The following is a 13,914-nucleotide window of genomic DNA, read 5'->3' on the forward strand; positions in this document are numbered from 1 at the left end:
ACGCGAGAATACCTTGACCAGGGCCTGTTCTACAAATGCCGGAGAATACCTTGCTTTCATCTTGCGCCTCTACCTCTGGGGGAAATTTAGAGGCGACAACTAGTCTGACACCGGGGGCAGTTAAGCCGGTGCTCGTCCTGAATTATGGGCAGACCCCTTGATCTTCATCCGCCACTCAGGCGTGCTTTATCGTTTACGCCCCTGGAAGTGACATATGAATCGCTAGATTCTGCCTGGAATGGTCATCACGTAAAACCGCCACGAAATGCGCACCGGATCCGATCTGCCCCGAGGAATGCGGGAGCGCCCGCACGGCGACATGTCGGAGACGATTCAGGCCTGGCCGCAGTAACAACCAGCGCACGGTTTGTCGATGCGCAATTGAGCCGACGCCCATTTGAATAGGATCAAATCAAGTTCTTTCGTGGAGCAATTTGACATGGACCACCCGTTGCGGGGATGCATCCGTAAGCAATCTGGGTCAGCAGCTGTAGAGCTTGCTCTCCTGTGCCCGCTGTTCGTATTCCTGTTCGCGGTTCCGGTGTTTTACGGGGCACTGATGATGGATTACGAAAGAGCGTTCAAGGCCGCTGAGGATGCGACCCGCTATCTGTCTACGATCTCCGAACAGGAGATGAGGGAGCCTGATTTGACGATAGCTGCAGCCGAAGTGACCCGCGCGATCGTCATGATGGAGTTGGCGGATATGGGCCCGCGGGCAGAGGGCGTCACCGTCGAAGTATTTTGCGGCACTGAAACATGTGCTGGCGTACGGTCGCGACCGCTTCCAGATATTGTCCGGGTTCGCATCGCTATGGACGTCAAGGACCGCTTCATGGGCTTGGTCGACACAGGCCGATACGGGCTGCCGATAACGATCGACATGAGCACGACCTACCTTGGGCAGTAGTCCTTGCCAAGATGCTTCAGTTCGGGACGGGGAGTCATGGGGCCGGGCGCCGGCGCAGCCAGGACCTGAGGAGCATGCGCAGGGCGAGATCCAACCCGGCGCCTTGGAGCTCAAGCGCCCGGTCGCCGCCGGGTGCGCGCCGTGCGTTGGCGCGACATTGATGACCAGGTCGAACTCGACAGCGGTTGGACGGTCGGTTCGAGTATGCACCGCGGCAGCGTAGCCGGCTGGTTGGATCCGGGCGCAAACAGGGTTAAGCCGGCAGGCTGACATACTGCATGGCGGTTTGCGCGGAACTACCGCAACGAGCCGCGAGTTGCAGGAGGGTACATTAGCATTGGTGCCCGAAGCCGGAATCGAACCGGCATGCCATGGCTGGCAGCAGATTTAAGACTTGGCGCACGGTCATTAAAATCAGAAGATCAAGCCAGGTTTGCGTTCCGCAGATGATAAACAGGCGTCCTGTTCTGCACTATGAAAAATGCTATTCGTAGATCATCTGCGGAACGACTTTGTCGGTGACGAGCCTGTCCTCGAGCAGGTTTGGCCAAAGCCTTGCCAAGCACCACGATCATTTGACGAAGGGCTGATGTTTGACCGATAGAGGACGAGCGGAACGGCTAAGTGCATGCTGCTTTCATGTAGGCCGACTATGGTCTATCAGGCCCCCTTGGTGTCGGTAGTTCTTACAGCTGAGCTACATGACGGGTTGGGAGACCTTGTGAATCAACGAGTTAGCGTTTCGGCATGGAAATTGCTAATAGATGGCCACAAACTAGAGGGTTATATGAATCTGAAACTAACTATCGCAGCAGCATGTCTGTCTTTGCTATCAACGGCAAGCCAAGCTGGCGTCGTGTACGAGTGGGTCACCGTCAAGAACGAAATGCCGATGAAGAACCCTAAAATCCTTATTGAGATTGAAGAAAGCGTGGTTCGAAGCGGCTCATTTCAACTTACTGTTCCGAGCGGGGTCCAGAACATTCCAAAGACTGGTCTTGATCGATTTTATTACCTTGATACTAGCGCTCCAGAAAACTGGTTCCCAACGCAGTTCGGGTATATGAACATAAACTTGAACTTCGTCCAAGACAACTTCTACGCAGTTGGATCTATTAGTTACATTGATTTTGCCAGCGAGCTGATTGCGAGCACAACATATAACCCTGTTGATCCACTGCTCTGGACTATCCACCGGACGAACGGCGACAGCATCTTGGGGTGTAGTTTCGAGACAACTCAGGGCTATTGCTCTGGAGCGACGGGCTACTTCCGTAAAGTGCCAGAACCCGCGTCAATATTGCTTCTTGGCGCCGGCGCTTTGGCCATCGGTATCTCTAGGCGCCGAAAGATAAAATACCAGGTGTCTCGGCTTGCGGTCTAAGACAGCGGCGTCGGAATCCCTGTCAGCATCCCTGACGGTTGGGACACTTCTAGGGTAACTGCTGCATTTCAAACGTACGGCTAGCGGCCGCTTCGGCCGATTGCAGCCAGTTGTAATTGCTGAGAGCAGCTGCAATGGCGCCGAAGTAAATTGTAGAAGTTACACCCGCTGCTGTGTATTCGTCGAACCAAGTCAAAGCCAACCCTTGATAGCGCGCAAGCGGCGCCACGCCCGTTAGTGGAGCGCCCGACTACCGACGACTGTGACGCATGGCAGACCTGGGCGATTGGACGCTACGAGAGTACGCCGAGTGCGCCGCACGCCACACCGAGGCTGTTCAGATCTGATCAAAGTGAGCAGAGCTAAAGCTGTGCAGGCATTTGAACCATGTTTATGACTATCTGCGACGCGCGAATATTAGAGTGGCGATTGCCAGAGCCATCAAGGCTAATGGATTTGGCTCAGGATATCGAATACGGCAGTTCGGATTTGGCAAAGTTCAGCCTCATGCAATAGTTGGCGCGAAAATCTCGCCGCAAATAATAGTTATTAATATTGTCGGCCCCGTCTTCGTGAGAATGATATGCGCCGATTGAATGTGCAAGCGGGCCGCCGATTTGGTAGATAATTCGGAATGGAATAAACGTTTCGTAAATCCCGTCATTGTCAGAATTAAATTCCCCGGCAACGCCATCAATGTCAACTTCGTTTAACAGAGCGCTGCCTGCCGCGCGAGCGCCTGTATCGCTTTGAAACACGAAGTCCGATTTTTCATCACAGTTGCCGGAAATTGAAGAGCAGGCGCCTTTAAAAACGTCACGTCGTAGCTCTTTCCTAGAACGGTCACGTTTTTTGCGCCAGTCAAGATGCCACTGCTGTCGACTTGAAGGATAGGTGCAGCGCCAGCATGTGCGGTGAAAAACGAGGGCGGCAACGGCTGCTGTGGCGCGGACGATAGGCAAGAATTTCAAGAAATCGGACGCAGTAAAAGTCAGGTCCAACTTGCATAAGGGCCCTGCGTTTTTCAATCAGGTCGCTGCGGCGATTCTGCCTTGACCCCGTCCAGCAAGCTGTGCGCCAACACATGCTCGCAAACCTCGGGCGAGAACGATTTGTCGACCAACCCAGCACATCGCTCGCATGACGTACATGTGACGAAGTCGCGCGCCGTGCATGGCGTGAAAGCATATCGGAAAGGGTGCGTGGTAGCGAGAGCGGGGACTGCGGTAGGTGATCCACCAGGTTTGTGGAACGTACCTTTGCGGAATTACCTTGATTTTGCGGAACCACGACCGCGAGAAACGTTCCGCAGAGACCCATGTAAACACTGGTGCCCGGAGCCGGAATCGAACCGGCACGCCATTGCTGGCAGCAGATTTTAAGTCTGCGGTGTCTACCAGTTTCACCATCCGGGCAACGCCCAGGATTCTAGCACAGGCACGCTCGATTCGGATCGGTTAGGCAACTTAATCCCTCCCTAGATAACTCGCCGCTACGGCATGCATGTCCTCCGGCCAAGTTCGCGCGAACTCTTGTGTCTTTGGAACCATTGCCCGTATGGTGTAGCATGCCATCCTGCGCCCCAGCTGGCGCAACCATAGGCAAGACTAGCAAGGACAAGAATTGAACATCACGATCAACGACGAATTGCGGTCCTTCGTCGACCCGCTCACCGACATCGAATACGCCGCGCTCGAGCGCAGTCTTCTGGCTGAAGGCTGCCGCGACGCGCTGGTCCTCTGGCGCGATACGCTGATCGACGGCCATAACCGCTACGAAATCTGCCAGAAGCACGGCATTCCCTTCCGCACCGTCCACAACAATAACTTCGCCTCGCTCGAGGACGTTATGTTGTGGATGATCGACAATCATCTGGCGCGTCGCAGCGTGTCGGACTTCCAGCGCGGCGTCCTCGCCCTGCGCAAGAAAGAGCTCGTCGCCGCGCGCGTCGCCGAGCCTCCAGCGCAGGAAGCGGGCGACAAGACCGCCGCGGCCGACGACGGCGCGCCGCCCTGGAACACACGCGAAGACGTGGCGCGCGCCGCCCGCGTGTCGAGCAACACCATCAGCCAGATCGAACGCATCCAGAAGGCCGCAACGCCGCAGCTGCGCGAAGCAGTGCGCACCGGCACTATCTCGATCAACGCCGCCGCCAATGTGGCGCAGCTGCCGGAAGAGCAGCAGATCGCCGCGGTTGCGGGTGGCCGCAAGGAATTGCAGCAGGCCGCGCGCCAGGTGCGCGAGCAAAAGATGGCCAGCCGTCCGCGCAAGGAAAAAGTCGCGCTTGATCCAGAAGACGAGCTGGCCGCTCTGCGCAAGGAAGTCGCGGGCTTGAAAGACCGCCTGGCGACCCTGCTTACCGATAACCAGCGCCTCAAGCAGCGCCTGGCCAATGCCGGCCTGGACGACGAATAACCCGACCTGAAGGAAGACAATAGATGCCCATGCCACGCTCGTTCACGCCGGTCCTGCTCAGTAGTGTCCTGGCCGCCGCCGCGGCCCCGGCGCTCGCCGTCGCGCCAGCCAGGGCGCCCGTCGACGCCATGCCCGCCACGCCGGCTTTCAGCGCGGCCGAGATCGCACGTTGGAAGGCGACCGCGCAACGCGTGACGATTATGCGCGATAAATGGGGCGTCCCGCACATCTTCGGCAAGACCGACGCCGACACCGTGTTCGGCATGCTGTACGCCCAGGCCGAGGACGATTTCAACCGGATCGAACTGAACTACATCAATGCGATGGGGCGCCTGGCCGAGGTCGAGGGCGAGAAGGAAATCTGGCGCGACCTGCGCATGAAGATGTATATCCAGCCGGCCGCCATGCAGGCCAGGTATGCGGCCAGCCCGGCCTGGCTGAAGAACCTGATGATCGCCTTCGCCGATGGCCTGAACTATTACCTGCATACCCACCCCGAGGTGAAGCCGAAGCTGCTGTCCCGTTTCGAGCCTTGGATGGCCTTGACCTTCAGCGAAGGCAGCATTGGCGGCGACATCGAATCGATCGACCTCAAGGATCTGGAGCGCTTCTACGGCAAGCGCCCCGTCATTGCCCAGCTCGATGTGAACAAGGGATTCGATCCCGAACCGCGCGGCTCGAATGGTTTTGCCATCGCTCCAAAGCGCTCGGCCAACGGCCATGCGCTGCTGATGATCAATCCTCATACCTCGTTCTATTTCCGTCCCGAGGTGCACATGGTCAGCGACGAGGGCTTGAACGCCTATGGCGCCGTGACCTGGGGCCAGTTCTTCATCTACCAGGGCTTCAACGACAAGCTCGGCTGGATGCATACTTCGGGCGGCGGTGACGTGATCGACGAATACCTCGAGACCGTAATCGAGCGGGACGGCGAGTTTTTCTACAAATACGGCAAGCACGAAGGCCGGATGCGCACTGCGCAGATCAACCTGCCATACAAGACGGCGAATGGCGCCATGGCCAGCCGCACCGTCACCGCCTACTTCACGCACCACGGCCCGGTCGTGCGCCAAGAGGGCAATAAATGGGTGTCGGTCAAGATGATGGATGATCCGCTCAATGCGCTGACCCAGTCCTATTCGCGCACCAAGGCGCGCGACTACAACGCCTTCTACAAGGCGATGGAGTTGCGGACGAATTCCTCGAACAATACCGTGTACGCCGATGCCCAGGGCAATATCGCCTACTTCCACGGCAATTTCATCCCCAAACGCGACCCCCGCTTCGACTGGACCAAGCCAGTGGACGGCAGCAATCCGGCCACCGAATGGCAAGGTCTGCACGAGATCAAGGAAACGATCACCCTGGTGAACCCGGCGAGCGGCTACATCTCCAATACCAATAACTGGCCGTGCAATGCTGCGGGCGCCGGCAGCAGCCCCAAATGCGCGAACTATCCGGCCTATATGTGGTCGCTGCCCGAGAATGCGCGTGGTCGCAATGCCGAGCGCGTGTTCAAGGATGCAAAAGGTCTCGACATCGACGGCCTGATCGCCGCCTCCTACGACACGCGCCTGGCTGCGTTCGAGCAACTGGTGCCGGCGGTGGTGGCAGACCACGCCGCGCTGCCCGAGAGCGACGAACGCAAGGCCGCTCTGCTGGAGCAGATCGCCGTGCTGCGCGACTGGAACCTGCGCTATGCGGTCGATTCGGTACCGACCTCGCTGGCGGTGTATTGGGGGCAAGAGATGGTGGCCGAGCATGGCGCGCGGGCGCGGGCCGAAAACATCCCGGCGGTCGACTACATCGCTACCCGCTTGAGCCCGGCCGACCGGCTCGATGCGCTGGCACGCGCCTCGAACAAGCTGCAGGCCGACTTCGGCAGCTGGCGTACACCATGGGGCGAGATCAACCGCTTCCAGCGCCTGAGCGGCGCCGTCGACCAGCAATACGATGACAGCAAGCCGAGCATCCCGGTAGCATTCGCCTCGGCCAACTGGGGTTCGCTGGCGTCGTTCGGCATGTCGGCCAGGCAGAACACCAAACGCATCTATGGCGATCGCGGCAACAGTTTCGTGGCGGCGGTCGAGTTCGGTCCGCGTATCAAGGCCAAGAGCATCCTGGCCGGCGGCCAGAGCAGCGATCCACGTTCGCCGCATTTCAGTGACCAGGCGGCGATGTACGCGCGCGGCGAATTCAAGGATGTGCTGTTCTACAAAGAAGATATCGAGCGCAACCTGGAGCGCAAGTACCACCCGGGACAGTGATCAATGTCGTCGAGCTGGCCGCCGCCCAGGGCGGATGGCTGCGCCGACCGTGCGTCCGGCTCGAGCTCGCCCTGTGGCGAAGGAGCTGCCGGTTCAACGCGTAGGCGGCAGGGCCGCCCGCCGCTTGTTATCGATATGCATCCAGAAAGGACCGCGTGGAACTGAGCGAAAAACAAAAGATGTTGGCCGGTATGCAGTACCACGCCAGCGATCCCGAATTGCGCGCCGAACAGAACGCCACGGCAAGCTGGCTGGCGCGCTACAACGCTGCGCTGGGCGAACCGATCAGCTGGCAAACCTTGCTGGGCGAGCGCATCGCGCGCGTCGGGAAGGGTACGACCGTGCGTCCGCCGTTTCACTGCGACTACGGCTGGCACATCACCCTTGGCGCACGGGTATTCATCAACTTCGACTGCGTCTTCCTCGACGTCGCGCCGATCGTCATCGGCGACGATTGCCGCATCGGTCCGGGCGTGCACATCTATACCGCCGACCATCCGCGCGATCCGGCCCTGCGCCGGGCCGGCTTCGAGTCGGGACGGCCGGTGACCATCGGGCGCAATGTCTGGATTGGTGGCGGCGCCATCATCCTGCCCGGCGTGACGGTCGGCGATGACGCGATCATCGGCGCCGGTAGCGTCGTCACCCACGACGTGGCGCCCGGCGCCCAGGTTGCGGGCAATCCGGCACAGGCAATTTCCGGTTGATTCGTCCCACCGCCCGGATGGATCGGCGCGTGGCCAGTGGCTGGCGTAGCCTGTTACCCGCTTGCTATAATCGCAGCTTCGCACCAAAGAACAGCAAGGCAGGACAGGGCAGTGGCCAAACTCTATTTCAGGTACTCGGCGATGAACGCCGGCAAATCGACGGCCCTGCTACAGGTCGCCCATAACTACGAAGAGCAGGGCCAGCAGGTCAAGCTCTACACGGCCGCGATCGACAACCGCTATGGCGTCGGTCTGATCACCTCGCGCCTGGGCGCCCAGCGCAGCGCCGAGGTCTTCGATGCCGACACCAACTTCCTCGAGCAAGTCTCCGGCATCGCCTGCCTGCTGGTCGATGAATCGCAGTTCCTCACCAGCGTCCAGGTCGGCCAGCTGCACCAGCTGGCCCAGGTGCGCGGCGTGCCGGTCATCTGCTATGGGCTGCGCAGCGATTTCCGTGGCGAACCTTTCCCTGGCTCGGCCTACTTGCTGGCGCTGGCCGACGATATCGAGGAAATCAAGAATATCTGCACCTGCGGCAAGAAGGCGACCATGAATATCCGTGTCGACGAACAGGGGCGCCGCATCCTCGAAGGCGAGCAGGTCAGCATCGGCGGCAATGAAAGCTACCGCCAGGCCTGCGGCCGCTGCTTCTACGCGGGCTGATCCTGCGATGATGCCCGGCTGCGGCGCATGGCTTCCGGCCGCCGCCTGCGCCGCGGCAGGTCCGGCGCTCGACATCTTCCTGTACCTGGTCCCGTCGGCCGCGCTGGCCGTGTTGCTGTGGATCGCCTCCGGCGCCCATCCGGCCTTCTTCGTCTTCACGGCCGCCGGCACCCTGTGCCATGAACTGGCTCACTTCTCGGTCGGCCTGCTGACCAATGCCGAGCCGGTTGGCCTGAGCGTGTTCCCGCGCCGGATCAAGCGCCCCAAGGGTGGCCACAACTGGGAACTGGGCTCGGTCACCTTTGCCAACCTGCGCTGGTATAACGCGGCCCCCGCCGCGTTGGCGCCGCTGCTGGTGCTGCTGGTGCCGCTCGGCGTGGCCTGGTGGCGCACCCGTGGCGGCTGGAACTTCGAGCCGGTCGACCTGGCCATCATGTTCTTCCTCGCGCCCCAGTTCCTGTCGTTCTGGCCGTCGCCGGTGGACTGGAAACTGGCGGCCAGGTCCTGGCCCTGGGCGCCGCTGTTGGCGCTGTCCGCGGGATGCTGGTATGCGCGCGATATGCTGTTCCAGTTCATTGAGCGATAGGCATCTCCTGCGCCAGTTCCGTGGGCCAGCCGACTTCTTGATACAGGAAGAACCCGGCTTTTCGAGGCAGGCGCGAGGCGCCGTTCGATGCTATCACTAGCATGTGTCCAGCCGAGGAGAAAAACATGCGCTACCGCCTGTTTGGCGCCCATTCCGGTTTGCGGGTTTCCCAGCTCGCTCTGGGGACCGGAAACTTTGGCACCGCCTGGGGTTATGGCGCCGAGCCCGATGAGGCGCGGCGCATGTTCGCGCGCTACGTCGAGGCCGGCGGCAATTTCATCGATACGGCCGACAACTACCAGGCCGGCCAGTCCGAAACCCTGCTGGGCGAGATGGTGGCGCCGCTGCGCGACAGTCTCGTACTCGCTACCAAGTTCTCGCTCGGCGCCAATCATGCCGGTGCCGGCCCCGCCGCAGTAGGCAATTCGCGCAAAGTGATGATGCAGTCGGTCGAGGCCAGCCTGCGGCGCCTGCGTACCGACCGCATCGACTTGTTGTGGGTACACCTGCCCGATGGCGTGACCCCAGTGGACGAGCTGATGCGAGGTCTGGACGACCTGGCCCGCGCCGGCAAGATCGCGTATGCCGGCTTCTCGGATTTTCCGGCCTGGCGCGTGGCGCGGGCAGCGACCCTGGCAGAATTGCGCGGGACCTTGCCGCTGGCGGGGATGCAGATCGAATACAGCCTGGTCGAGCGGACCGCCGAACGCGAGCTGTTGCCGATGGCCAGCGCGCTCGGAATCGGCACGGTTGGCTGGTCGCCCCTCGGAGGCGGTCTGCTGACCGGTAAATATCGGCGCGGCGAAGAAGGGCGTGCGACCCAGCTGGGCATGCTGATCCACCAGGAAGACGACGCCCGAAAGGCGGCCGTGCTCGATGCGCTCGAGACAGTGGCCGACGAGGTAGGTTCGAACATGGGGCGCGTCGCCATTGCCTGGGTAATCGCGCGTGGCGTTACGCCCATCATCGGCCCCAAGTCGCTGCTGCAGCTCGACGATAATCTGGCCGCGGCCGGCCTGGGCCTGGCCGAGCAGCATCTTGCGCTGCTCGACGCGGCCGGCGCGCCGTCCCTGGGCTTCCCGCACGAGATGCTGAACCAGGAAGCGATTCGGCAGGGCCTGGCAGGAGTCGACCCTGCGCTGCTGGACTTGCCTGGCGGCGCTATCGCCTGAGTTCGCTGCACCGCCGCGGCCGTGCCCGGTCGCGCGCCGCTCGCGCGCCCTGGGCGCCTGCCAATATCGCCACCCGTTGTCCCGGCGCTTGCCAAAGCGGCCATCCCGCGTGCCGGCCGGGTTGCATGGCGGCTTACGCCAGCCTTAATTTGCCCCGGTTTTGCTTCGTCAAGCGGGACAAGCCACCTCTTGCGCGCGGTTCTATCCTGTAGAATGGACCGCAAAGCGCGGTATGGCTGGCTTATGGATATGTGGTCATGTCGCATCCGCAAGGAATTCCGTACGGAGAAACGCAGAATGAAGAAGCACGTGCTCATCGCCGCCTTGGCATTTGCCATGTCCGCCCATGTGGTGACTGCGCAGCCAGAAAAGTCGGCTGCCATCGCAACGCCACCGGCGCCCGCCAAGCCCGCCGATTCTGCGAAGAAAGCCGCAGCACCCGCCCCCGGTTCCCTCGAGATGAAGCCGATCGCAGCCCAGACCCAGGCCGCCCTGTGGGCCTCGCGCGTGCTGGGCCGCTACCACTACAGCCCGATCCCCCTCGACGACGCCATGTCGGCCAAGATCTTCGACAATTACTTCGATGGCCTGGACGGCGAAAAGCTGTACTTCGTGCAGGGCGACCTCGACCAGTTCGGCGCGCTGCGCACGCAGATGGACGACGCGATCAACAACGAAGACCTGACCGCGCCTTTCGCCATCTACAACCTGTATCAGAAGCGCTTTGCCGAACGCATGGCTTATGCGCGCGGCCTGCTCAAGACCAAGTTCGACTTCACCACCGACGAGACCATGCAGCTCGATCGCGAAAAGGCTGCCTGGGCGAAGGACGAGAACGAGATCCACGATCTGTGGCGCAAGCGTGTCAAGAACGACTGGCTGCGTCTCAAGCTGGCAGGCAAAGACGACAAGTCGATCCGCGAAACGCTGGACAAGCGTTACGACAACTACGTCAACCGCATCCGCAAGCTGAACAACGAGGACGTGTTCCAGATGTTCATGAACGCGTACGCGACCGCGATCGAGCCGCACACCAATTACCTCGGCCCGCGTTCGGCCGATAACTTCGATATCGCGATGCGCCTGTCGCTTGAAGGCATCGGCTGCGTGCTGCAGTCGCGCGACGACTACACCATCATCCGCGAAATCGTGCCGGGCAGTCCGGCCGACAAGTCGGGCAAGCTGAAGGTTGGCGACCGCATCGTCGGCGTGGCCCAGGGCGACAAGCCGTTTACCGACGTGCTGGGCTGGCGCCTGGACGATGTGGTGGCGCTGGTGCGCGGCGAGAAAGGTTCCACCGTGCGCCTCGATGTGATCCCGGGCGACGGCGGTGTCGACGCCAAGCACGTCACCGTGTCGATGGTCCGTAAAAAGATCAGCATGGAAGAGCAGGCCGCCAAGAAGTCGATCATCGAAGTCAAGGAAAACGGCGTGGCGCGCCGCATCGGCGTGATTTCCCTGCCGACTTTCTATCAGGACTTCGAGGCGCGCCGCAAGGGCGACCGCGATTTCCGCAGCGCGACCCGCGACGTCGAACGCATCTTGACCGAACTCAAGAAAGAAAAGGTCGATAACGTCCTGATCGACCTGCGCAACAATGGCGGCGGCTCGCTCATCGAGGCGGTCGAACTGACCGGCCTGTTCATCGACAAGGGCCCGGTCGTGATGCAGCGCACCGCCGAAGGGCGGGTCGAGGTGGAAAGCGATACCAAGCCGGGCCTGGCCTGGGACGGCCCGATGGGCGTCCTGATCAACCGTGGCTCAGCCTCGGCATCCGAGATCTTCGCGGCGGCGATCCAGGATTACGGCCGCGGCCTGGTGATCGGCGAGCCGAGCTTCGGCAAGGGCACGGTTCAGACCTTGATCGACCTCGACCGCTTTGCGCCGAACGAAAAGATGCGCTATGGCGAACTGAAGATGACCATCGCCCAGTTCTTCCGGATCAATGGTGGCACCACCCAGTTGCGCGGCGTGACGCCGGACATCAAGCTGCCGGTGCTCACCGATATGGACACCTTCGGCGAATCGTCCTACGACAATGCGCTGCCGTGGGTGGCGATCAAGCCGGCGCAATACATGCCGCTGGGCGACCTGAAGGAACTGGTGACGCCGTTGCAGAAGCGTCATGAAGAGCGCATCGCCAAGGACAAGGATTTCCAGTTCCTGCAAGAAGACATCAGCGAAGTCCTCAAGCTGCGCAAGGAGAACTCGCTATCGCTGAACGAAGCCGTCCGTCGCAAGGAGCGCGACGCCCAGGACGCGCGTTCGAAGATGCGCGAGGCGCGTCTGGCGGGCACGTCGGCGACGCCGGACGAGCCGGCGAGCGGTCCAGGTAAGCTGGAGCAGCGCGCCGCAGAACCGGATCCGACCAAGGCGGAGAAATCGGTAGTCGCCCTGCGCGGTACGCCGCGCCAGGACGATGGCCTGCAATCCGACGAGCGTAATCTCCAGGCCGAGCTGGCTGCCGAAAAAGCGGCGAAGGATGCCAAGGACGTGATGCTGCAAGAAGCAGCGAACATCCTGGCCGACGAAGTCGGCATGCTCAAGACCGATACGCGGATGGCGTCGCGCGTCATGCCGTATATGACGGTGGCTGACAGTAAATAAACTCGCCATGGCGTGGCCTGGGCCACACGTCGAACAGGAACGGCCACGCCAGAACGGCGTGGCCTTTTTATTTTGCGGGTGAATGCGGGACGCGGGGCGCGCTGCCACTCCCACTAACAAAGCTGTCAGCGAGGATGCATTTCCCCGCCGCCTCTATCAAAAGTACATGTTCCTTAGATGGGATATCTATAAAACAAAACGCCTGAATTGGCTTTCAGAGAAGCATATTTATACCGAAGCTCAACAATCAAGACGCATGCACGGTTCGCGGTTGGCCAATAATTAAGTTTTTTGGTTTGTGGTACGATGATTTCATGGTTGTAAAAAGAACAATGTTTTCTTTACTTAGGAGTTATCGTCATGTCAACACGCCACCTCGTCGCTGCTGCGATTCTCGTCTTCGCCGGTGCAGCCCAGGCAGATGTCGTTTCCACGACAGGATTCCAGAATGGATGGAACGCCGGTAACGGTTCCAGTGTGATCGGTTCTGGTGTACTTGGCAGCGACGTCAGCTTGGTCGGCGGCGTTGCCCACAGCGCCAGCGGCGACCTGTCCAGCGCGCTGATCGGCAAGGCGAGCGCGAGCTTGTCGTCGGCCGACGCCCAGAAACTTTTCGTCCAGCAAGGTATCGACGCCAACTACGTGCTGAGCGCCGGTAACGGCCTGCTGGCTGCGCGCTACGGCAATTCGGTGTCGGTCATCAACGATGGCGATGGCGTGAAGATCGTGCCGGGGCAGAATGGTGGAGGCAACGCCGTGTTGCCGAGCGCTCCGGCGGCAGGCGACATTCCGTCCGCAGGCGGCGGCAATGCCGCCCCAGGCAGCGGCAACACCGCGCCGGGCGGCGGCAATACCACGCCGGGCAGCGGCAACACCGCGCCAGGTGGTGGCAATACCGTGCCAGGTGGCGGCAACATCGCGCCAGGTACCGGTAGCGGTCCGGCAACACCGGACACGGGCAGCGACAACGGTGGTGGCAGCGATGTCATCGTCTCCGTTCCAGATGCCGACCCAGTCTTCCAGCTCCCGGTCGAAGGCGATATCGGCGTACTGCCTGATGAAGTCAACGCAGTACCGGAACCAGGCACCATTACCCTGATGCTGGCCGGCCTGGTCGCCGCCGGCGCCTTCTCGCGTCGCCGCAAGGCCAGGTAACACGCTGTCGGCCTGGCCAATCCAGGCTGGATAACCGCGCCGCTACCG

General features: G+C 61.1%; 12 protein-coding genes and 1 tRNA gene. 10 read left to right on the forward strand and 3 right to left on the reverse strand.

Annotation, left to right across the window (positions count from 1 at the left end; translation table 11 throughout):
* The first annotated feature begins 439 nt into the window (after positions 1–439).
* The gene (locus tag AC56KW_RS09470) at positions 440–910 is read left to right on the forward strand and encodes a TadE family protein (protein ID WP_497170484.1); all 471 of its coding nucleotides are present in this window, start codon (positions 440–442) and stop codon (positions 908–910) included.
* A gap of 787 nt (positions 911–1,697) precedes the next feature.
* Entirely contained in the window at positions 1,698–2,294 is a 597-nt protein-coding gene (locus AC56KW_RS09475; RefSeq protein ID WP_497170485.1) for a PEP-CTERM sorting domain-containing protein, read from the forward strand.
* Between the two features lie 397 nt (positions 2,295–2,691).
* On the opposite strand, the gene AC56KW_RS09480 is transcribed toward AC56KW_RS09475, so the two are convergent.
* The 3 genes from AC56KW_RS09480 to AC56KW_RS09490 all read right to left on the reverse strand — a co-directional run bounded on the left by AC56KW_RS09480 (position 2,692) and on the right by AC56KW_RS09490 (position 3,709).
* The gene (locus tag AC56KW_RS09480; protein ID WP_497170671.1) at positions 2,692–2,736 is read right to left on the reverse strand and encodes a hypothetical protein; all 45 of its coding nucleotides are present in this window, start codon (positions 2,734–2,736) and stop codon (positions 2,692–2,694) included.
* A gap of 19 nt (positions 2,737–2,755) precedes the next feature.
* Entirely contained in the window at positions 2,756–3,265 is a 510-nt protein-coding gene (locus AC56KW_RS09485) for a hypothetical protein (protein WP_497170486.1), read from the reverse strand.
* A 357-nt stretch (positions 3,266–3,622) separates the two neighbouring features.
* Positions 3,623–3,709 (reverse strand) — tRNA-Leu (locus tag AC56KW_RS09490).
* A 208-nt stretch (positions 3,710–3,917) separates the two neighbouring features.
* On the opposite strand from AC56KW_RS09490, the gene AC56KW_RS09495 reads away from it, so the two are divergent.
* From AC56KW_RS09495 to AC56KW_RS09530, 8 genes are all read left to right on the forward strand, one after another.
* Positions 3,918–4,709: a ParB N-terminal domain-containing protein gene (locus tag AC56KW_RS09495; protein ID WP_497170487.1), complete on the forward strand. Its 792-nt coding sequence runs from the start codon at positions 3,918–3,920 to the stop codon at positions 4,707–4,709.
* 23 nt (positions 4,710–4,732) lie between these two features.
* Positions 4,733–6,976 carry a penicillin acylase family protein gene (locus AC56KW_RS09500; RefSeq protein ID WP_497170488.1) on the forward strand — a complete coding sequence of 748 codons (2,244 nt, stop codon included), beginning with the start codon at positions 4,733–4,735 and terminating at the stop codon, positions 6,974–6,976.
* A gap of 179 nt (positions 6,977–7,155) precedes the next feature.
* Positions 7,156–7,683, forward strand: coding sequence for a sugar O-acetyltransferase (locus AC56KW_RS09505; RefSeq protein WP_497170672.1), 528 nt, complete (start codon positions 7,156–7,158; stop codon positions 7,681–7,683).
* 111 nt (positions 7,684–7,794) lie between these two features.
* Positions 7,795–8,346 carry a thymidine kinase gene (locus tag AC56KW_RS09510; protein WP_497170489.1) on the forward strand — a complete coding sequence of 184 codons (552 nt, stop codon included), beginning with the start codon at positions 7,795–7,797 and terminating at the stop codon, positions 8,344–8,346.
* A gap of 7 nt (positions 8,347–8,353) precedes the next feature.
* Positions 8,354–8,932, forward strand: coding sequence for a hypothetical protein (locus AC56KW_RS09515; RefSeq protein ID WP_497170490.1), 579 nt, complete (start codon positions 8,354–8,356; stop codon positions 8,930–8,932).
* 125 nt (positions 8,933–9,057) lie between these two features.
* Positions 9,058–10,104 carry an aldo/keto reductase gene (locus AC56KW_RS09520; RefSeq protein ID WP_497170491.1) on the forward strand — a complete coding sequence of 349 codons (1,047 nt, stop codon included), beginning with the start codon at positions 9,058–9,060 and terminating at the stop codon, positions 10,102–10,104.
* A 297-nt stretch (positions 10,105–10,401) separates the two neighbouring features.
* On the forward strand, positions 10,402–12,711 hold the full coding sequence (locus AC56KW_RS09525) for a carboxy terminal-processing peptidase (RefSeq protein WP_497170492.1): 2,310 nt from the start codon (positions 10,402–10,404) through the stop codon (positions 12,709–12,711).
* A 360-nt stretch (positions 12,712–13,071) separates the two neighbouring features.
* A complete protein-coding gene (locus AC56KW_RS09530) occupies positions 13,072–13,866 on the forward strand; it encodes a PEP-CTERM sorting domain-containing protein (RefSeq protein WP_497170493.1) in 795 nt (264 codons plus the stop codon).
* Positions 13,867–13,914: the final 48 nt, after the last annotated feature.

The sequence above is a fragment of the Telluria sp. RT2P19 genome, assembly GCF_059685725.1.